Origin of the sequence: Streptomyces venezuelae (genome assembly GCF_008642315.1) — a bacterium.
GTDB classification, from domain to species: domain Bacteria; phylum Actinomycetota; class Actinomycetes; order Streptomycetales; family Streptomycetaceae; genus Streptomyces; species Streptomyces venezuelae_D.
The window spans coordinates 5963267-5982648 of sequence record NZ_CP029192.1 but is presented as its reverse complement, the minus strand read 5'-3'; the positions used below and the strand labels follow the sequence as shown (position 1 = coordinate 5982648).

The 19382-nt window shown below is 71.7% G+C and carries 17 protein-coding genes and 2 tRNA genes; 3 read left to right on the top strand and 16 right to left on the bottom strand.

Annotation, left to right across the window (positions count from 1 at the left end; all coding sequences use genetic code 11):
- Positions 1 to 5 precede the first annotated feature (5 nt).
- The 6 genes from DEJ48_RS26195 to leuS form a co-directional block, all read right to left on the bottom strand.
- A complete protein-coding gene (locus DEJ48_RS26195) occupies positions 6 to 890 on the bottom strand; it encodes a YceI family protein (RefSeq protein WP_150221403.1) in 885 nt (294 codons plus the stop codon).
- Between the two features lie 174 nt (positions 891 to 1064).
- On the bottom strand, positions 1065 to 3695 hold the full coding sequence (locus tag DEJ48_RS26190) for a ComEC/Rec2 family competence protein (RefSeq protein ID WP_150218698.1): 2631 nt from the start codon (positions 3693 to 3695) through the stop codon (positions 1065 to 1067).
- Positions 3692 to 4537, bottom strand: a complete 846-nt coding sequence (locus DEJ48_RS41110) for a helix-hairpin-helix domain-containing protein (protein ID WP_411757481.1) — start codon at positions 4535 to 4537, stop codon at positions 3692 to 3694. The genes DEJ48_RS26190 and DEJ48_RS41110 overlap by 4 nt, the downstream gene beginning before the upstream one ends.
- 705 nt (positions 4538 to 5242) lie before the next feature.
- A complete protein-coding gene (locus DEJ48_RS26180) occupies positions 5243 to 6088 on the bottom strand; it encodes a DegV family protein (RefSeq protein ID WP_150218696.1) in 846 nt (281 codons plus the stop codon).
- A gap of 76 nt (positions 6089 to 6164) precedes the next feature.
- Positions 6165 to 6908 (bottom strand): hypothetical protein, encoded by a 744-nt coding sequence (locus DEJ48_RS26175; protein ID WP_150218695.1) that lies wholly within the window; start codon positions 6906 to 6908, stop codon positions 6165 to 6167.
- Between the two features lie 162 nt (positions 6909 to 7070).
- Positions 7071 to 9971, bottom strand: a complete 2901-nt coding sequence (gene leuS / locus DEJ48_RS26170; RefSeq protein WP_150218694.1) for a leucine--tRNA ligase — start codon at positions 9969 to 9971, stop codon at positions 7071 to 7073.
- 415 nt (positions 9972 to 10386) lie between these two features.
- Here leuS and DEJ48_RS26165 point away from each other — a divergent pair, with 415 nt between their 5' ends.
- Both DEJ48_RS26165 and DEJ48_RS26160 read left to right on the top strand, forming a co-directional pair.
- Positions 10387 to 11493 carry a hypothetical protein gene (locus DEJ48_RS26165; protein ID WP_223832206.1) on the top strand — a complete coding sequence of 369 codons (1107 nt, stop codon included), beginning with the start codon at positions 10387 to 10389 and terminating at the stop codon, positions 11491 to 11493.
- A complete protein-coding gene (locus tag DEJ48_RS26160; protein ID WP_150218693.1) occupies positions 11490 to 13082 on the top strand; it encodes a ferredoxin in 1593 nt (530 codons plus the stop codon). Before DEJ48_RS26165 ends, DEJ48_RS26160 begins: the two co-directional genes overlap by 4 nt.
- Positions 13083 to 13164: 82 nt before the next feature.
- Here DEJ48_RS26160 and DEJ48_RS26155 read toward each other — a convergent pair.
- Positions 13165 to 13237 (bottom strand) — tRNA-Ala (locus DEJ48_RS26155).
- A 121-nt stretch (positions 13238 to 13358) separates the two neighbouring features.
- Here DEJ48_RS26155 and DEJ48_RS26150 point away from each other — a divergent pair.
- Positions 13359 to 14573, top strand: coding sequence for a glycosyltransferase 87 family protein (locus DEJ48_RS26150; protein ID WP_190537591.1), 1215 nt, complete (start codon positions 13359 to 13361; stop codon positions 14571 to 14573).
- Here DEJ48_RS26150 and DEJ48_RS26145 read toward each other — a convergent pair.
- From DEJ48_RS26145 to DEJ48_RS26105, 9 genes are all read right to left on the bottom strand, one after another.
- A complete protein-coding gene (locus tag DEJ48_RS26145) occupies positions 14542 to 14775 on the bottom strand; it encodes a hypothetical protein (RefSeq protein ID WP_023588762.1) in 234 nt (77 codons plus the stop codon). The two genes, DEJ48_RS26150 and DEJ48_RS26145, sit on opposite strands and share 32 nt — an antisense overlap.
- A gap of 3 nt (positions 14776 to 14778) precedes the next feature.
- Positions 14779 to 14961, bottom strand: coding sequence for an IS1 family transposase (locus DEJ48_RS26140; protein ID WP_150218692.1), 183 nt, complete (start codon positions 14959 to 14961; stop codon positions 14779 to 14781).
- 138 nt (positions 14962 to 15099) lie between these two features.
- Positions 15100 to 15172 (bottom strand) — tRNA-Ala (locus DEJ48_RS26135).
- A gap of 93 nt (positions 15173 to 15265) precedes the next feature.
- Positions 15266 to 15907, bottom strand: coding sequence for a histidine phosphatase family protein (locus DEJ48_RS26130; RefSeq protein ID WP_150218691.1), 642 nt, complete (start codon positions 15905 to 15907; stop codon positions 15266 to 15268).
- Positions 15904 to 16347, bottom strand: coding sequence for a ribosome silencing factor (rsfS, locus tag DEJ48_RS26125; RefSeq protein WP_150218690.1), 444 nt, complete (start codon positions 16345 to 16347; stop codon positions 15904 to 15906). The genes DEJ48_RS26130 and rsfS overlap by 4 nt, the downstream gene beginning before the upstream one ends.
- 122 nt (positions 16348 to 16469) lie before the next feature.
- A complete protein-coding gene (locus DEJ48_RS26120) occupies positions 16470 to 18155 on the bottom strand; it encodes an LCP family protein (protein ID WP_150218689.1) in 1686 nt (561 codons plus the stop codon).
- A 16-nt stretch (positions 18156 to 18171) separates the two neighbouring features.
- Positions 18172 to 18810, bottom strand: a complete 639-nt coding sequence (nadD, locus tag DEJ48_RS26115; RefSeq protein ID WP_150218688.1) for a nicotinate-nucleotide adenylyltransferase — start codon at positions 18808 to 18810, stop codon at positions 18172 to 18174.
- A 38-nt stretch (positions 18811 to 18848) separates the two neighbouring features.
- Complete coding sequence (locus DEJ48_RS26110) at positions 18849 to 19013, bottom strand: hypothetical protein (protein ID WP_150184080.1); 165 nt, start codon at positions 19011 to 19013, stop codon at positions 18849 to 18851.
- A gap of 86 nt (positions 19014 to 19099) precedes the next feature.
- A complete protein-coding gene (locus DEJ48_RS26105; protein WP_150218687.1) occupies positions 19100 to 19354 on the bottom strand; it encodes a hypothetical protein in 255 nt (84 codons plus the stop codon).
- Positions 19355 to 19382: the final 28 nt, after the last annotated feature.

Here is a 19382-nt window from a genome sequence, read left to right as displayed (position 1 = left end):
GCCCGTCAGCCGCTCTTCGGTATGACCTGAATGTCGAGGTCGATGGTGATGCTGTGCCCGACGGCGGCGATACCGCGGGCCAGCATCGTCTGCCACGTGATCGTGAAGTCGTCGCGGTGCAGTTCGGTGGTGGCGCGGCAGGCCACGCGGGTCTCGCCCTCCAGCCCCTTGCCGACCCCCAGGTACTCCGTGTCGAGCGTGACCGTCCGCGTCACACCGTGCAGCGTCAGGCCGCCGGATATCGCCCAGCGGCTGCCGCCCTTGTGGACGAAACGGTCGCTGTAGAACTCCATCGTCGGGAACCGCCCCACGTCCAGGAAGTCACCGGAGCGCAGGTGGTCGTCGCGCATCTGGACCGCCGTGTCGATGGAGGCGGCGTCGATGACGACGTGCATCGCCGAGTCCTCCATCCGCTCCCCGATCCGGATCGCACCCGCGAAGCTGTTGAACCGGCCACGGATCCGGGCCAGACCGATGTGCCGCGCGGTGAAGCAGACCGAGGAGTGCAGCGGGTCGACCTCCCAGTCGCCGGGCTCGGGGAGCGTCGGGGGCTGGGCTACCTGGAGCGTGACGTCGCCGAGCGAGGCGTGCGCGTCCTCCGCCACCGTGGCGCTCGCACGGTACGGAGTGAACCCCTCCGCCGAGACCGCCAGACGATAGTCCCCCGCCGGAACAGCCGTGACGAACGACCCGAAGGGGTCGGTGCCCCCGCTGACGACCTTGCGCCCCATGGCGTCGCTGACGGCGAACTCCGCGTTCCGCACGGGCTCGTTGACCGGGTCGAGCACCCGGCAGCTGAGCACCCCCGCACTCGACGGGACCGTGAGCGCCGACAAGGCCCCCACCCGTCCGGTCCGATTCGTACGGTTTCCCAGCCAGCGGCCGAACACGCGCGACACACCCCCGCCTTACTTGACAACACCTGCAAACTGCAACGAAAAAGCATTCGATCACCGTTGCGGCTTTCGATGCAACACGGGCCTAGATCACATGAATGCTGCCGATGCAACGCGAAGTGTCGCGACTGGCCCGAAATGGCTGCGGCGGGTGGGGGACTCCGACGCTCACGGCGGCCGCGTGACCACCTCAAGCCCGGACCCCACCCGTGGCTCGCCGCGTGGATCGCCCCGTGGATCGCCTACCGCCCCAGAACTGCCTCCCTCCCGAGAACCGGCCCGCGCCCCCTCCCCCATCACCGCGACCGCCCCATCCGTATCCGAGCGGAGCACCTGTGCTCCCCCGGCCCGCAGCGCCGCCAAGGTGAGGGGCGACGGGTGCCCGTACGAGTTGTCGGCGCCGCACGAGATCAGTGCCAGTCGCGGCGCCGCCCTCCGCAGGAGCTCCGGGTCCTGCTGGGCCGAGCCGTGGTGGGCCACCTTCAGCACGTCGACGGAGCCGAGCGACGCCGCGGCCGGGCTACGCAGCAGGGCCCTCTGCGCGGGCGGCTCCAGGTCCCCGAGCAGCAGCGCCGTCAGCCCACCCGTCCGCACGAGCAGAGTGACGCTCGCGTCGTTCGGCCCCTCCGGCCTCGGCACCGGCCCGGCCGGAGGCCACAGCACCTGCCACTCCAGTGGCCCGGCCCGGCGCCGCTCCCCCGCCACGGCCGTCACCACCGGCACCTCCGCGGCTGCCGCCTGCTCCCGCACGAAGTCGGCCTGCTCCGGCGGCTCCCGGAACCCCGTCGTCTGGATCTCCCCCACCTCACGCCCCCGCAACACCCCCGGCAGCCCCGCGACATGGTCCGCGTGGAAGTGCGTGAGCAGGACGAGCGGCACCCGGCTGATCCCGAGCGAGCGCAGGCACCGGTCCGCCGCCAGTGGATCGGGCCCCGCGTCGACCACCACGCCCGCGCCGTCCCCGGCCGCGAGCACGGTCGCATCCCCCTGCCCGACGTCACACATCGCCAGTCGCCACCCCGGCGGCGGCCACCCCGCGATCACCCGCGTCACGGGCGCAGGCTGCACGACCACCAGGAAGAACAGCGCGGCACAGGCCACGATCAGCCATGGATGCCGCACGATCCTGCGTCCCACCAGGACGAGGACCACAGTGACGCCCGCGAGCCCGAGTCCCCCACGCCAGCCGCCCGACCAGTCGACCCCGTTCCCCGGCAGCGCCGCCCCCGTGCGTGCGATACCCGCGATCCACTCCGCAGGCCAACCCGCCACCCACGCCAGCACCTCGGCGACGGGCATCGCGACCGGCGCCACGGCCAGCGCCGCGAACCCGAGCACCGTGGCAGGCGCGACCGCCAACTCCGCGAGGAGATTGCACGGCACCGCGACCAGACTCACCCGAGCCGCCAGGACGGCGACGACGGGCGCACAGACCGCCTGAGCCGCAGCCGCGGCGGCCAGCGCGTCGGCCCATCTCGACGGCACCCCTCTCCCCCGCAACGCCTCACCCCAGCGCGGCGCGAGCGTGAGCAGGGCGCCCGTGGCCAGGACGGAGAGCAGGAAGCCATGGCTCCGGGCCAGCCACGGGTCGTACAGCACCAGTACCAGCACCGCCGTCGCCAGCGCCGGAATGAGCGACCTGCGCCGTCCCGTCACGAGGGCGAGCAGCGCGATCAGCCCGCAGGCCGCGGCCCGCAACACGCTCGGGTCCGGTCGACAGACGATGACGAACCCGAGGGTGAGCGCACCACCGAGCACCGCGGTCGTGCGCAGCGGAATCCCCAGCTTGGGCGCGAGCCCCCGCCGCTCCGCCCGCTGGGCGATACCCGGCGGGCCGATGAGCAGCACGAGCACGATCGTCAGGTTCGCCCCGCTCACGGCCAGCAGATGCGTGAGGTCGGTCGCCCGGAACGCCTGGTCCAACTCGGCCGGCACGCGTGAGGTGTCCCCGACGACGAGCCCCGGGAGCAGCGCACGGGCATCGGCGGGCAGCCCGTCCGTGGCCTCCCGCAGCCCGCCCCGGAGCCTCCCGGCGATCCTCTGCGCCCCGGTAGGCGCCCCCACCGTCCTGGGCACCCTCTCCCCGTCCACCCGCAGCACAGCGGCGACTTGGTCCCCGCCCGACAACGGCGGCGCCAACCGACCCTCCACTCGCACCCGCGTCGACGGCAGAAGAGCCGTCCAGGCGGGGGCGGCCGGGTGGACCGAGTCCCGGTCGGGGCCGGCTTCCTGGGAATCCGTGCGCACCACCACCAGAACCGGCGTACGGGTCTCCGTCGACGTGCCGTCCCGCTCCGTGACACGGAGGACCTCCGCGTCCAAAAGCACAGTCGGCGGCATCGTGTGCGCGCTCGCCACGCGGGGACGGGTGAGGCGAGGGTCGGACGTGACCTTCAACTCCGCCTTCACCTGCGCGTATTCACCTGCCAGCGAGGGAACCGGGCCGCGCCGCAGATCCGCCCCGTGCAGCGCCGCCGACGCGGCCGCCCCGGCGGCACAGAGCAGAACCGCGGCGACCGTGAAACGTCCCCACCGTCTCGGTCTCCGTCCCCCGGCTTGCGGCTGGCCGCCCCCGCCGGACCCCCGAGCCGTCCACCTCACCAACAGGACTCCGGCCGTCAGCACTGCGACCGCCACCGTGGCGATCGCCCAGCGCGGTGGAGCGTCCAGCATGAGGGCCGCCGAACCCCAGGCCGCCAGCGCGGGCGGCACGAGCCGCAGGTCCGCCGGGCCTTCCTGGCGGGGATGGGAGGCACCGAGTCGGTGACCCGACGCGAGGTGAACCGCCGCGCGCGTCATGGCCGTACGAGACCCTGGAGATCGGCGAAGCGCCGGTCACCGATTCCGTTGACCTCGCGGAGCTCCTCGACCGAACGGAACCCGCCGTGCTGAGCGCGGTAGTCGAGGATGTGCTGCGCCAATACGGGGCCGACGCCGGGGAGTTCGTCGAGCTGTTCCGCTGTCGCCGTGTTCAGACCGATCGGAGCGGCGGCTCCTGGCCCGGCGGCGCCGGGTCCGCTGGAACCAGGCCCGGCGGCACCAGATCCGATGGAACCCGGTCCAGCCCCACCCGCACCACTCGCCCCTTGTGCCCCACCGGCACCACCCACCGCCTGCGCCCCGCCCACCACTACCTGCTCGCCGTCCACCAGGAACCGCGCACGATTGAGGTCCCCCGTCTTCGTGCCCGGCCTGACCCCGCCGGCCGCCCGCAACGCGTCCGCCACCCGCGACCCGGCGGGGAGCCGATGGACGCCCGGTCGGCGGACCTTCCCGCTGACGTCCACCACGACCACGCCCGCGGCACCACCGCCACCCGCACCCGCACCCGCCGACGCCCGCCCCGCCTGCGCCGCGGCCCCCGGCGACGGAGCCGGCTCCGCGCCCCGCTCGGCCACGGCACCCGCCTCACGCACCACATCCGGTGGCCGCACGGGCTGGGCTCGACCCGTCCAGAAGTGCTGGGCGGCGAAGACCGCACCGACCCCGAGGATCAGGACGAGCGCCACCACGGCCCGCCGCTCGAGACCGCACCGCGCCTGCACCCACATCGGCAGCCGCTCCCGCACGGCAAGCCCCAGCCGTTCCTTCCGCGAGGACCCCGCCCGCGCCCCCTCCCCGTCACCCGAGGCAGGCCCCACAACGTCTGTGTCTACCGCTACCTCTGCCTGCGCCTCTTCCTCCGCAGCCTCCGCGTCCCGCGCCCACCCCGTCGTCATCCTCGTCCCCGACCGACGCACACCCGCGCCAGGAAGACCCTCCGCCCAACTCCCACCCATCAACACCGCATCCGGCCCCGCGACATCCAGCCTCGGCGACGGCAACGGTGAAGGCGAAGACAAGGATGCAGGCGGGGACGGAACCAAAGGCGGAAGTGGAGACGGAGACGAAGACGGGACCGGGGACGAAGGCGGGACCGGGGACGGAGACGAAGACGAAGGCGCCGTAGGCCAAGGCGGCGCCTGCGGTTCCGCGAACAAGCTCTCCGCCCGTCGCCTGACCGCCTCCCCCGACGCACGTCGGCGCCGCGCCCGCCCGCGTACGTGCCTGGTACCGGCGTGACCGTCGAACGCACGCCCGCCGGACGCGCGCCCATCCACCACGCGGCCATCCACCACGCACCTATCCACCGTGCGCCCGTCCGCCGCACGCCCATCGGAGCCCGGGCCACGCCCGGGTCCACTCGTCGCGGAAACCGTCCGAGAAGCTGATCGAATCGTCATGCCGACGACGCTACGCACCGCCACCACAACGTGTTGATCTTGCTCAATTCCCGTGGATTACCCAGCAGTTGTGGATAACTCCGTCACCCACACGAGGGGCTCAACAGCCGACCGCGCCCCACCTCATCGAGGCGAGACCACAGCCCCCAGCAACCCCGGCCCCGTGTGCGCCCCGATCACCGCTCCGACCTCGCTCACGTGCAGTTCACCGAGGTCCGGCACCCGTTCCCTGAGCCGCTCGGCGAGCGTCGCCGCCCGTTCCGGGGCCGCCAGGTGATGCACCGCGACGTCGACCCGGCCGGAACCGGCACGCTCGACCACGATCTCCTCGAGTCGGGCGATCGCCTTCGACGCCGTCCGTACCTTCTCCAGCATGTCGATGCGGCCGCCGTCCAGCTTCAGCAGCGGTTTGACGGCGAGCGCGGAGCCGAAGAGCGCCTGGGCCGCGCCGATGCGGCCGCCCCTGCGGAGGTAGTCCAGGGTGTCGACGTAGAAGAAGGCCGACGTGCCCGCTGCCCGCTTCTCCGCGGCGGCCACCGCCTCCTCCGCCGAGTCGCCCGCCTCCGCGGCCTGCGCCGCCGCGAGGGCGCAGAAACCGAGCGCCATCGCCACCATGCCGGTGTCCACCACCCGCACCGGCACCGGCGACTCCTTCGCGGCGACGACCGCTGCGTCGTACGTACCGGAGAACTCTGCGGACAGGTGCAGCGAGACGATGTCGGTCGCGCCCGCCTCGGCGATCTCTCGGTAGGTGTCCGCGAAGACTTGAGGGCTGGGCCGGGACGTGGTCACCGATTTGCGTTTCTGCAGGGCCAGGGCGAGGGAGCGAGCCGAGATCTCGGTGCCCTCCTCCAGGGCCTGGTCTCCCAGGACCACGGTCAGGGGCACCGCGGTGATGTTGTGCCGCTCCATCGTCTCCTGCGGCAGGTAGGCCGTTGAATCCGTGACGATCGCGACATGGCGGGACATGAGCTGGAGGTTACCTGTCTGCGCCGTCGGGTGGCAGTCCGGGCCCTCCCCGCCCCGGTGCCCGGCGCCGGGCGGATCAGGTCGTGCTCTCGGGCTTGGCCTTCTTCTCCCACGGATACGTCACCCGCGCGCTGGGCGGAGTGATCGCGGGCTGCGTCGGCTCCTGAGCCGTCCGGCGGGCCTGAGCGGACGGCTCGGACCAGGTCTGTTCCGCGGTCCTGCCCTCTTGCGGTGCGGGCTCTGGCCACGCGGCCGGGGTCCGGTCGGGCGCCGGTTCCGTCGTCCAGTGCCGCAGGGCACCCGCCTCCATGTCGATCTGCGTGCTCAGCGAGTCCAGGTCGTCGTCGGCGAACCGGCGGGCCCGGTCGCGGGCCGACCACCGCAGGGAGTCGGCGGCCTTCGTGATCTGTTCCGTGCGCTCACGCAGCGCGGGGAGCCGCTCGGCCAGAGCCGCCTTGTCCGGGTCGCGCTCGAGACGACGGAGCTCGTCGTCCAGCTCGTGTCCGTGCACACTGAGCCGGTCGAACAGCTGCAGGGTCTCCTTCAGCGAGGCGTCGTCGGAGGCGCCCGCCTGGAGGACGTCCTGCGTGGCCCGCATGGAGGTGCGCAGCGAAAGACGCAGCTTGGCCAGTTCGGCGGGCGCGCCGACCTGCCCGAAGCTCTTCGCGCGCAGCGTGGTGTCCTCGACCGTCCGGCGGGCCTCCGAAAGGGTGCGGTCTACCCCGCGCTTGGCCGCACGGACCGCCTTCACGGTCATGTACACACCCAGCACCAAGAACAGCACGACAAGCAGCGCCACGATTGCGCCCAGGGCTTCCATGACGCTCCTCTCCGCATCCGGTTCACACGGGCCGCTCGGGCCGCTCGGGCCGCCGCGGCCGCTCGACCCGCTCCATCGGCCTCTTCCACCGTAAACGGAGAAGGCAGGTCGGAGGTTCCAGCGGAACCCCCAACCTGCCCGTAAGGGAAGACCCCTAGACCGCTACGCGGGGACGATGTTCACCAGCTTCGGCGCCCGCACGATCACCTTGCGGATCCCCGCGCCGTCCAGCGCCGCCACGACCTTCTCGTCGGCCAGCGCCACCGTCTCCAGCTCGGCGTCGGAGATGGACGGGGAGACCTCCAGGCGCGCCTTGACCTTGCCCTTGATCTGCACGACGCATGTCACGGACTCGTCCACGACGTACGCCGGGTCGGCGACCGGGAAGTCCCGGTGGACGACGGAGTCGGTGCGGCCCAGCTTGCGCCACAGCTCCTCGGCGATGTGCGGGGCCAGCGGCGCGATCAGCAGCACCAGGCGCTCCGCGACGGACCTCGGCACCGCGCCGCCCACCTTCGTCAGGTGGTTGTTCAGCTCGGTGATCTTGGCGATCGCGGTGTTGAACCGCATGCCGTCCAGGTCCTGGCGCACACCGTCGATGGCCTTGTGCAGGGCGCGCAGGGTGGACTCGTCGATGTCCGCCTCGGCGACGTCGGCGACGGTGACCTCACCGGTCGACTCGTCGACGATCAGGCGCCACAGCCGCTGCAGCAGGCGGTACTGGCCGACGACCGCGCGCGTGTCCCAGGGACGCGACACGTCCAGGGGGCCCATCGCCATCTCGTACAGGCGCAGGGTGTCCGCGCCGTACTCGTCGCAGATCTCGTCCGGCGTGACGGCGTTCTTCAGGGACTTGCCCATCTTGCCCAGCTCGCGCTTGACCGGCTCGCCCTCGAAGAAGAACGCGCCGTCGCGCTCCTCGACCTCGGCGGCCGGCACCGGGAAGCCGCGGCTGTCCCGGTAGACGTAGGCCTGGATCATGCCCTGGTTGTACAGCTTGTGGAACGGCTCGGCCGACGAGATGTGGCCCAGGTCGAACAGGACCTTCGACCAGAAGCGCGCGTACAGCAGGTGCAGCACCGCGTGCTCGGCGCCGCCCACGTACAGGTCGACGCCGCCCGTCGGCTGACCCTCGCGCGGGCCCATCCAGTACTGCTCGACGGCCGGGTCGACCAGCTTCTGGTCGTTGCTCGGGTCCAGGTAGCGCAGCTCGTACCAGCATGAACCCGCCCAGTTGGGCATGGTGTTGGTCTCGCGGCGGTAGGCACGGGGGCCGTCGCCCAGGTCCAGGGTGACGTTGACCCAGTCCTCGTTGCGGGAGAGCGGCGTCTCCGGAGAGGTGTTCGCGTCGTCCGGGTCGAAGGTGCGCGGGGAGTAGTCGTCGACCTCCGGCAGCTCCAGGGGCAGCATCGACTCGGGCAGCGCGTGGGCGACGCCGTCCTCGTCGTAGACGATCGGGAAGGGCTCGCCCCAGTAGCGCTGGCGGCTGAACAGCCAGTCGCGCAGCCGGAAGTTGACGGTGCCCTCGCCGATGCCGCGGGTGGCCAGCCAGCCGGTGATGCGGGCCTTGGCGCCCGTGACGTCCATGCCGTCGAGGGAGATCTCCTCGTTCGAGGAGTTGATCAGCTTCGCCTCGTACGAGGAGAAGGCCTCGTCCCACTTCCTGGTGTCGGTCCCGCGGTCGTCCGACGGCTCCACCACGCAGCGCATCGGCAGGTTGAAGGCGCGCGCGAAGGCGAAGTCACGGCTGTCGTGCGCCGGCACGGCCATGATCGCGCCGGTGCCGTAGCCCATCAGTACGTAGTCGGCGATGAAGACCGGGACCTGCTCGCCGCTGACCGGGTTGGTGGCGTAGACGCCGGTGAAGACGCCGGTCTTCTCCTTGGCGTCGGCCTGGCGCTCGACGTCGGACTTGGCGGCGGCGAACGCGCGGTACTTGGCGACGGCCTCGGCCGGGGTGGCGTGCCCGCCCGTCCACGTCTCGTGGGTGCCCTCGGGCCAGGCCTCCGGGAGGACCTTGTCGACCAGGTCGTGCTCGGGCGCCAGGACCATGTAGGTCGAGCCGAACAGGGTGTCCTGGCGGGTGGTGAAGACGGTGATCGCGTCGCCCTCGATGCCCACGGGGAAGCTCACGCGGGCGCCTTCGGAGCGGCCGATCCAGTTGCGCTGCTGCAGCTTGATGGCCTCGGGCCAGTCCAGTGCGTCCAGGTCGTCCAGCAGACGGTCGGCGTACGCGGTGATGCGCATGTTCCACTGGCGCAGCTTGGCCTTGAAGACGGGGAAGTTGCCGCGCTCGGAGCGGCCGTCGGCGGTGACCTCCTCGTTGGCCAGGACGGTGCCCAGGCCGGGGCACCAGTTGACGGGCGCGTCGGAGGCGTAGGCCAGGCGGTACTGGCTCAGCACCTCGGCGCGCTCGGCGGCGTCCAGCTCGCTCCACACGCGCGTGGAGTCCGGTACGGCACGCTCACCGCTCTCGAACTGGGCGACCAGGTCGGCGATCGGGCGGGCCTTCGCGGCGTCGGCGTCGTACCAGGAGTTGAAGATCTGGACGAAGATCCACTGGGTCCACTTGTAGTACTCGGGGTCGATCGTCGAGATCGAGCGCCGCTTGTCGTGGCCCAGGCCCAGCGCGCGCAGCTGGGCCTTCATGTTCTTGATGTTGGCCTCGGTGGAGACCCGCGGATGGGTGCCCGTCTGCACCGCGTACTGCTCGGCGGGCAGGCCGAAGGCGTCGAAGCCCAGGGTGTGCAGGACGTTGTGGCCGGTCATGCGCTGGTAGCGCGCGAAGACGTCCGTGGCGATGTACCCCAGGGGGTGGCCGACGTGCAGGCCCGCTCCGGAGGGGTACGGGAACATGTCCATGATGAACTTCTTGGGCCGTTCGGCCAGCGCGGCCTCCGCCTCGTCCCGCGCGGCCAGGTCGCCGCTCGGGTTCGGCGCCTCGTAGGTGCCGTCGGCGTCCCAGAAGTCCTGCCAGCGTGCCTCGATGTCCGCGGCCAGAGCGGCCGTGTAGCGGTGCGGCGCGGCCACCTCGGAGGCGGCAGCAGAATTCGTCTCGCTCATGATCCTCAAAGCTCCATCGATCGTCTCTGCCTGCGGAATTGACCGTGCTGGTCAAACAAAAATGCCCCTCGCACAGGAGGGGACGCCGCGCCGATGCCGACCGCGATTCACCGGCGGTCGGGACTGATCAGCGCGGCCCGCTAAGCAGAAGGCGTACGGCACGCATGGCGTCAGGGTACCGCAGCGCCCCTTCGGCTCGCGACGAGCTTCCGCGCCGCACCGTCCGGGCGCCGCGCCGCGGTGCCGTACCGCCACAAGCCCAGGCATTGGCCAAGGGTTACTCCGCGTACCGCCCGCTTTCGGGGCAACACCAAGATCGTGTCGCACTTTGATAACAACGCAATAACTCAAACCCCGTACCCACCGGTATGGAGCGACTTAGCATGCGGCGGGACCGAACCATCTCGGAGCCGCCATGAACCCTCTGCACCCGCACCGCAAGAGCCGTTCCCTCCCGCGTTCCGCAGCCCGCTCGCCCGCTCCACGGGCCCTGGGCGTCGGCACACTGCTCCTGATACCCCTGCTCGTCCTCGCCGGCGGTGACGCCCTGCGCGCCACCATCGACTTCACCGCGGGCGTCCTCTCCCTGGTCTCGCTGACCGCCTCCGTCGCCTGGGGCCTGGTGGCCACCGACCGCCTGTTCCTGCACTCGCGCCAACGCCTCCTCGCCCAGGCCGTGCACCGCGCGACCGCGATCGCCTCCGTCGGCTTCCTGCTGCTGCACGGCACCGTCAAGGTCGCGCTCGACCACGTGTCGCTGTTCGGCGCCCTGATGCCCTTCGGGCTCGGTGTCACGGGCAGCGCAGGACTCATCGGGCTCGGCTCGCTCGCGGGCCTCCTGATGGTCACCACGGCCGTCACCGGCGCCCTCCGCAGCGCCTTCGCCTCCCCCGCGCGGATCGCGTCGCGCTGGCGGGCGATGCACATGCTCGCCTACCCCGCCTGGTGCTCGGCGCTGATCCACGGCCTGTACGCGGGCCGCGAGCCCAAGCCATGGGTGGTCACGCTGTACGCCCTGTCCCTCGCCGCGGTCGCCGGAGCGATCGCCCTTCGCGCGGCACCCCTCCCGGTCAAACGGAAGGTCGCCGCCCGCATCCTCGCCGTGCTCGAACCGGAGCGCGCCACCCCGCACCGGGAGGAGCCTCCCGCGCGGGACACCCTCTCCGTCCCGCTGCCCGGCACGAACACCCCGACCCCGGCCACGGACCCCGTGGTCGGCATCTCCGCGGCCTATCGCGCCCTGACCGTCACCGCGCCCCCGCCGCACCCCACCGTCCCCCCGCCCCGCGCCGAGCCCGCCGGCCGCTGGCCCGCGCCCTCCCCGCCACCGCCCGCCGAGTCGCCCTACGTCGCACCCCAGCCGACGTACGACACCGCGCCCCAACCCCTCTACGACCCCTCGTACGACGCTCCCCTCGACCCCGCGTACGACAGCGGCCCCGCCACCGAACCGCTGCACCGGCCCTTTCAGGCCCCCAGCACGGGCGAGCCCTGGAACGCCGCCACCGGAGGCCACCCGTGAACGCCTCGCTCCCCGACGTCCCCGAAGTCCGCGTCGTCGGCCTGCCCCTGCTCACCTCGGGCTTCGACCTCGTCGAACGCCTCGACCTCTCCATGCACCTGAAGGTGCACGGCCCGCTGGAGCCGATGGCCGGCGAACCGCTCGCCCGCCTCGCCGAGGACATCGCACTGCGGGGCCGCGGCGGTGCGGGCTTCCCCTTCGCCCGCAAGCTGCGGTCCGTCGCCGACGCGGCGATCCGGCGCGGCATACGCCCCGTGGTCGTCGTCAACGGCAGCGAGGACGAGCCCGCCTGCCGCAAGGACACCGTCCTGATCAACCGCGCACCGCACCTGATCCTCGACGGCGCCCTCCTCGCCGCCGAGGCCATCGGGGCGCGCACCCTGGTCGTCGGCGTGACCCGCGACTCGACCGAGGCGTCGATGCGCACCGCGCTGGCCGAGCGCGGCCTCGGCAACCGCCGGGGATCGGCCCTCCGCGCGCGCGTGCAGCGCAATCCGGTGCGCATGGTCACCGGGGAGTCCTCCGCCCTCGTCCGCTCGGCGGACGGCGGCCCCCCGCTGCCGCCCGGGCGCAAAGTGCGGACGTCGGACTCCGGAGTGGGCGGCGCCCCCACCCTGCTCTCCAACGCGGAGACCTTCGCGCAGCTCGCCGTCGCCGCCAGGACGGGCGCCGACCGCTACTGCCGCACCGGCCTGCGCGACGAACCCGGCACCGTCCTGCTGACCCTCTCCGGAGCGGTCGCCCGGCCGATGGTCGTCGAGGTCCCCACCGGCGTGCCTCTCCAGTACGTCCTTCAGCTGGCCGGCGCACCCGCACTCCCCCAGGGCGTGCTGACGGGCGGCTATCACGGCAGGTGGCTCGACGGGATGACGGCACATGACGCCGTCGTCTCCCGCGCCTCCCTGGACGCGTGCGGCGGCGCGCTCGGCGCGGGAGCGATCCTGCCGATCGGCGAGGGCACCTGCCCGCTGGGCGAGTCGCTGCGGGTCGCGCACTGGCTGGCCGCCGAGAGCAGCGGGCAGTGCGGCCCCTGCTATCTCGGGCTGCCCGCGGCGGCCCGTGGCCTCGCCGACGTCCTTCAGGGCGGCGGACCGACCGCTCTGGAGGCGCTGCGCGAGGTGACCCGGGCGGTGAAGCGGCGCGGTGCGTGCAAGCATCCGGACGGCTCGGCCGCCTTCCTGGAGTCGTCGATCTCGGCGTTCACGGACGACCTCGCCGCGCACGTCCTGGGCGGGGGGTGCGGCCGTCCCGTCGAGGGTGTCCTCCCCCTCCAGGAGGACACACCGCCCGCAGAGGCTCCCAGTGGGCGCACGCTGGCCGTCGACTGGACGCTCTGCCAGGGGCACGGACTCTGCGCGGACATCGTCCCCGAGCTGATCCAGTTGGGCCCCGACGGCTTCCCGTCGGTGGCGGAAGCGTCCGTACCGCGCTACTCCGAAGCGCGTGCCACCCGCGCCGTGCGGCGCTGCCCCGCACTCGCCCTGCGCATCGAGGAGGCGCCGAAGGAGGCATCCCCGTCCCGCACGACGCTGCCCGCCGCGCTCCCGCCGCGCCGGAGCCGCCGCGCACTCGGCAGCGGACGGCAGTAGGTCACGGCGCACAGCGGGACACGCTGACGCCGAAGGCACGAAAAAGCGGGCCACCCGATTCGGGTGGCCCGCTCATATCCTGTGGAGCTAAGGAGAATTGAACTCCTGACCTCCTGCATGCCATGCAGGCGCTCTACCAACTGAGCTATAGCCCCTTGCCTGTCCGCCCGGTTTCCCCGGCGGCTCCGCCAACATTACACGGTCATACCCGTGCTCCACCAAATCGTTTCCGGTCTGGGCCGGTGTGGGTGGATACGGGCGATACTGTCAGACTTCGTGACCGTGCTCGCGCTCCCCGCCGCCCGCCGCCGTGTGCCACTGGCCGCCGGGGCCTGCCTGCTCTCCTTCGCGGCCTTCTGGCTCGCCCAGCGTGCCGCCGACGTCTCGATGATCGACCTCATGGTCTACCGGGCCGAGGGCGAGACCGTGCGCGCGGGCGGCGACCTCTACGCGCTGCGCGCCACCGAGGCCCATCTGCCCACCACCTACCCGCCGTTCGCGGCGCTGCTCTTCACGCCGCTGACCCTGCTGGACACGGCGGCCATGCGCACCCTCGCGACGCTGGGCAACCTGGCACTCCTGATCGCCTTCGTGCACCTCTCCTTGCGGATGGTCCACGGCGATCGGCACGCGCGCGTGGAGGGCGCTCTGTGGGCGTCCGCCCTCGTCGTGTGGTGCGAGCCGGTCTGGACGACGCTGCGCTACGGCCAGATCAACCTGCTGCTCGCCGTCCTCGTCCTGTGGGACCTGTCGCGCCGCCCCGGACACCGCTGGGCGGGCGTGGGCATCGGCGTCGCGGCGGCGATCAAGCTCACGCCCGCGCTGTTCGTGGTCCTCCTGCTGCTCACCGGGGCCGCCGAAGCCGCTCGGCGCGGGCCGTGGCGTCCGATCGTGCGGCACGCGTGCGTGGCGGCCGCGTCGTTCGCCGGGGCGACGCTCCTCGCGGCCGCCGTCCTGCCGTACGACTCATGGCGGTTCTGGACCCGGATGGTCTTCGAGGCGGGCCGCGTCGGTCTGGCGGAGGACACCGCGAACCAGTCGCTGCGCGGCGTCCTGGCGCGGCTCCTGCACACCGGAGAGCCCGGCGCCTTCTGGGCCCTGGCGGCCTCCGTGACCGGCGCGCTGGGCCTCGCGGCGGCGGTGGCCGCCGCGTTGCGCGGGGAACGGGCCTGGGCGGTGCTCGCCTGCGCCGCGACGGCGCTCCTGGTGAGTCCGGTGTCGTGGTCGCACCACTGGGTGTGGTGCGTGCCGATGGTGCTGCTCCTGCGGGCGGAGGCCGAGCGACGGGGTGGGCGGGCACGGTGGGCGGGGGTCGGAGCCGTGTACCTGGTCTTCTGCTCGTACGCGCTGTGGTGGGTGCCCCATGGAGCGGGACGGCTCGAACTCGGCCAGAACTATGGCCAGATGACGCTGTCCGCCCTCTACGTAGTGACCGCTTTTACGTTCCTGTGGGTCGCCGTCACGCGGTGGCGAACGAGTAGAACCGCTTGAGGGTGCAGTGCTCGTCGAGGAGCCTGCCGTAGATCGGCTCCCCTTCGAGCTCGCGGTACGTCTCGATGGGGTCGCCTTTTATGATCAGTGCCCGCGCGCATTCCTCGCACCAGTACTGGTACTCCGGGTTGACCGGTTCCATGTCGCGGACGATCGGCGTACCACTGCCGCACCAATCGCATTTCCGCCGGTGTGCACCCATTGATCAGCTCCAGCTGTGGCCGCAGGCGGTGCACACGTACGAGACTCCGCCGTTGTCACCGAGTACTTGGGCGACGTGGGACGAGCCGCAGGAAGGGCAGCCGAGGAGCGTGCGGAGCGCGGACCGTTCTCGTACCGCCGCCGCTTCGGAGGGGTGGTCGACCTCTCCGAAGATGCTCGCAGGCATCGCTCTCTCCCTCCCGTCGGGCTGCGTCCCCTTCCGGCCGTCCGATTCTGCCACGGTCTGCGCGACCCGGGGTGAAGAGGTCGTGGCGGAGCACACAGAAAAATCCCGCCCCCTGATGGGGACGGGATTTCCGGACTGTGGAGCTAAGGAGAATTGAACTCCTGACCTCCTGCATGCCATGCAGGCGCTCTACCAACTGAGCTATAGCCCCTTGCGTTCTTCCCGCTCGGCGGGCGAACAAGAAGAACTTTAGCCTGCGACCAGCCGGAATGTGAAATCCGGGTCCGGGCGCCCGCCGGGAGGCTCAGTCGTCGTCGCCGAGCACCGGTTCCGGCAGCGTGCCGGCGTTGTGCTCGAGGAGGCGCCAGCCCCGCGCGCCACGGCCGAGGACCGACCAGCAGCAGTTGGTGAGGCCGCCGAGCCCCTCCCAGTGGTGCGGTTCGAGACCGAGGAGACGACCGATCGTCGTACGGATCGTGCCGCCGTGGCTGACCACCACCAGCGTGCCGTCCTCGGGCAGCTTCTCGGCGTGGCGCAGGACGACGGGGGCGGCCCGGTCGGCGACCTCGGTCTCCAGCTCGCCGCCGCCGCGGCGGACCGCCTCGCCGCGCTTCCACGCGGCGTACTGGTCGCCGAAGCGGGCGATGATCTCGTCGTGCGTCAGCCCCTGCCACTCGCCGGCATACGTCTCGCGGAGCGCCTCCTCGTGCGTGACGGGGAGGCCGGTGATCGCGGAGAGCTCACCGGCCGTGGCCGCGGCGCGCTTGAGGTCGGAGGCGACGATGGCGTCCGGCTTCAGGGAGGCGAGCAGCCGGGCGGCGCGCTTGGCCTGGGCCACGCCCGTCTCGGTCAGCTCGATGTCCGTGGAGCCCTGGAAGCGGCGCTCCAGGTTCCACGCCGTCTGGCCGTGCCGCCACAGGATGAGCCGCGGGCCGCGGTGGGTCACCGAAGCTCACCGTCCAGGTCGGCCTCCTCCGCGGCCTGCTGCTCGGCGTGCTCGGCGGCCTTGCCGCGGGTCGCCTTGGCCTCCTCCGGCAGGTCGATCTCGGGGCAGTCCTTCCAGAGGCGCTCGAGCGCGTAGAAGACGCGCTCCTCGCTGTGCTGGACGTGCACCACGATGTCCACGTAGTCGAGGAGGATCCAGCGGGCGTCGCGGTCGCCCTCGCGGCGGACCGGCTTGGCGCCGAGCTGCTTGTTCAGCTGCTCCTCGATCTCGTCCACGATCGACTTGACCTGGCGGTCGTTGGGCGCGGAGGCGAGCAGGAAGGCGTCGGTGATCGACAGCACGTCGCTGACGTCGTACGCGATGATGTCGTGCGCGAGCTTGTCGGCAGCCGCCTGGGCGGCGACGGTGATGAGCTCGGTGGAGCGTTCCGTGGCGGTCACTAGTGAGCTTTCCTTCGGCTGGTGGATACACCCCAAGGGTCTCACGGACCGCCGACAGCGCCCCAGACGATTACGTCACCGCTCCGGCGCGGGCCGCCCCGCGGGGCCCGCGCCGACCGCTCTCACCTGGTCCTGTAGTCCTGTCCGAGCACCACGGAGACGTCGGCGTTGGCCGCCGTGCTCCCCTTGCGGACCGCGCTCGCCGGCAGGCCGAGGGTCTTGGCGACCTCGGTGGCCTGCTCCTTCTTGGCCGCGTCGGCGTAGGTGACCTGCGAGGCGGGCTGGGCGGCCGGGCCCGCGCCGCCGTCGATGAAGGTGTAGCCGCCGTTGACCAGGGAGACCCGGGCGTCCTGGGCGGCGCCCTTCTTCCCGGAGGCGTTCTTCACGCCGACCCGCACGGCCGCGTCCTTCTCCGGGCTCTTCACCGCGCCGCCGAGGACGTCCTTGACCACGGCCTCTCCGGCGCCGTCGGTCAGCGTGCCGCCCTGGCCCACCGGCAGCAGCGTCGTCTTGTAGTCGCCGCCCTTCGCACGGTCGGCGAGCTTGGCGAGGAAAGCGCCGAGGTCCTTGTCCTCCAGCGACGGGTCGAGGATCTGGGCGAGCGACTGCACGGTGGTCGTGGCCGCCTGCGGGTCCGACGACAGCTTGCGCAGGACGCCCTGCATGACCGCTCCGAAGCGCTGGAGCTGGTCGGCCTCCTGCTCGCCGGACGCCCGGTACGTGGCGTACGCGACGGCCATCCGGCCGCTCAGGGTCTGCTGCTCGCCCTTCTTGACGAGGGGCGCCTCGCCCTTCTTCTTGGCCTTGGGGTCGGGCACGTCGGCGTTCGTGTCGATGTCGATGTTGCCGACGAGCTCGACGAGGTTCTCCAGGTACGGGGTGTCGAGGCGCCAGGTGCCCTCGACCTGGGTGCCGAGCACCGTGTCGATCGCCTCGCGGGTGCCGGTCGAGCCGTCGTCGTCGACGGACTTGCCGAGCGTGGTCGGCGTCCCGTCGTCGTCCGAGACGGCGAGGGTGTTGGGCAGCAGGACGGTGGCGCCCCGCTCCGTGGTGGCGTTGTTCACCAGGAGTGCGGTGGAGGTGCCGTCACCCTTCGTGTTGTGCAGGTGCAGGACGATCACGTCGCGCTTCTGCGGCCCCGAGGCGGCGGCCGCGCCATCGTCGCCGCCGGACTGGCCCGGGAGCTTGCCGGCGAACCACAGGTAGCCGACGCCGCCGGCGATCACCAGGGCGAGGACCACGACGAGCGCGACGACCCGGGAACGCCCGCGCCGCTTGGCCTCCTCGCGCCGCTCGGTGCGGCTCTCGGTGAACTTCAGCCAGTCGATGACGTCTTCGGATTCCTCGTCCGGCTCCTCGATGAACGAGAACTGCTCGGTCTTGTACTCACCGGGCTGCTCGCGGCGGGGCGGGGGCGCGGGTGCGGGTGCGGCCTCCGGTGCCGGCGGCTCGGGCTGCTGCTGCGGGATCCAGGCGGTGTCCTGGGGCGCGGCCGTCCCGTAGGGGCTCTCGGTGGTGTCGTACGAGGTTCCGGCCCCGCCGTACGCGTCGTACCCCTGCTGCCCCTGCTGCCCACCCGTGTAGGGGTCGTACCCGTAGCCCTGGGACTGCTGAGGCGGCTGCGACTGGTGGGGCACCTGCGGCTGCTGGACCTGCTGAACCTGTTGGGCCTGCGGAACCTGCTGGTACACCGGCCGCCCGTACTCGTCGTACCCGACGACCTGGTACTGGTCGGCCGCGTACTCACCCGCGTACTCGCCCGCATACGGATCACTGCCCGCATAAGGGTCGTACTGTCGGTCGTTCACCGGTGCCCCTCTCGGCTCATTCGCCGCGGTACAGCTCACGCTTGTCGATATAACGCACCACACCGTCGGGCACCAGGTACCAGACCGGATCGCCCTTGGCGACGCGCGCGCGGCAGTCCGTGGACGAGATGGCCAGGGCGGGCACCTCCACCAGGGAGACACCGCCCTTGGGCAGGCCGGGGTCGGCCAGCGTGTGGCCGGGCCGGGTGACCCCGATGAAGTGCGCGAGGGAGAACAGCTCTTCCGTGTCCCGCCAGGTGAGGATCTGGCCGAGGGCGTCGGCACCCGTGATGAAGAAGAGGTCCGTGTCGGGATTGAGGGCACGCAGATCGCGCAGCGTGTCCGTGGTGTACGTGGCCCCGCCGCGGTCGATGTCGATGCGGCTGACCGAGAACTGCGGGTTCTCCGCGGTCGCGATGACCGTCATCAGATAGCGGTCCTCGGCGGGCGAGACCTGTTTGGCGCTCTTCTGCCACGGCTGGCCCGTCGGCACGAACACCACCTCGTCGAGGTGGAATTGCGCGGCGACCTCACTGGCCGCCACGAGGTGTCCGTGGTGGATCGGATCAAACGTTCCGCCCATGACGCCGAGGCGGCGCTTGCCGTTGCTCACCGGACCGGTCTCCGGACCGGTAGGCATGTCCTGCTCTCCCATGCGTGCAGACCCTACCGGCCCGGCGGACGGGCTCTGTTTCAGCGGTCCCGGTTGAAGCGGGTGGTGATCCACAGGAGCAGCAGGAGGACGACGAACGCGCCGCCTCCGGTGAGGAGGGGGCTGAGGCTTTCGTGGTTGCCGCCGTGCTCGCCGCCCTCGGAGGCGAGAGTGACCAGCTGGGCGGCGTTGCTGTGGAGGCTCATCTCAGGCAGGACCTATCCGGAGGTGGGATGGACATAAAGACTTCCGGCCCATCGTAAGCGGGAGGCCCGTTCCGCCTTACGCCGACTCAGCCGTTGCGGTGGTCGGCACCCTTGTCGACGTCTTCGGAGGCACTCTTGTCGGCGTCCTCGGAAGCGTTCTCGCCGGCGCCCTCGGAGGCCTTGTCGGCCCCCTGCCGGTACCCGCGCAACAGGAACCAGCCGACCAGTACGCATCCGACGACCATGACGATCAGCACGATCCGCAGCAGATTGCCCGGTCCCTGCTGCTCCGCGGCCTTGGCCGCCTCCGTGAGCCAGTCGGCCCCAGGGTTGTGCTCCATGACGGAAGACTCCTTCTGTGTGCTGCCC

What these genes read in the sequence shown, in the direction of transcription:
- DEJ48_RS26190 (WP_150218698.1), bottom strand. Translation starts at nt 3,695, where the DNA reads ATGACGCGCGCGGCGGTTCACCTCGCGTCGGGTCACCGACTCGGTGCC.
- DEJ48_RS26180 (WP_150218696.1), bottom strand. Translation starts at nt 6,088, where the DNA reads ATGTCCCGCCATGTCGCGATCGTCACGGATTCAACGGCCTACCTGCCG.
- DEJ48_RS26175 (WP_150218695.1), bottom strand. Translation starts at nt 6,908, where the DNA reads ATGGAAGCCCTGGGCGCAATCGTGGCGCTGCTTGTCGTGCTGTTCTTG.
- leuS (WP_150218694.1), bottom strand. Translation starts at nt 9,971, where the DNA reads ATGAGCGAGACGAATTCTGCTGCCGCCTCCGAGGTGGCCGCGCCGCAC.
- DEJ48_RS26165 (WP_223832206.1), top strand. Translation starts at nt 10,387, where the DNA reads ATGAACCCTCTGCACCCGCACCGCAAGAGCCGTTCCCTCCCGCGTTCC.
- DEJ48_RS26145 (WP_023588762.1), bottom strand. Translation starts at nt 14,775, where the DNA reads ATGGGTGCACACCGGCGGAAATGCGATTGGTGCGGCAGTGGTACGCCG.
- DEJ48_RS26140 (WP_150218692.1), bottom strand. Translation starts at nt 14,961, where the DNA reads ATGCCTGCGAGCATCTTCGGAGAGGTCGACCACCCCTCCGAAGCGGCG.
- nadD (WP_150218688.1), bottom strand. Translation starts at nt 18,810, where the DNA reads ATGGGAGAGCAGGACATGCCTACCGGTCCGGAGACCGGTCCGGTGAGC.
- DEJ48_RS26110 (WP_150184080.1), bottom strand. Translation starts at nt 19,013, where the DNA reads ATGAGCCTCCACAGCAACGCCGCCCAGCTGGTCACTCTCGCCTCCGAG.
- DEJ48_RS26105 (WP_150218687.1), bottom strand. Translation starts at nt 19,354, where the DNA reads ATGGAGCACAACCCTGGGGCCGACTGGCTCACGGAGGCGGCCAAGGCC.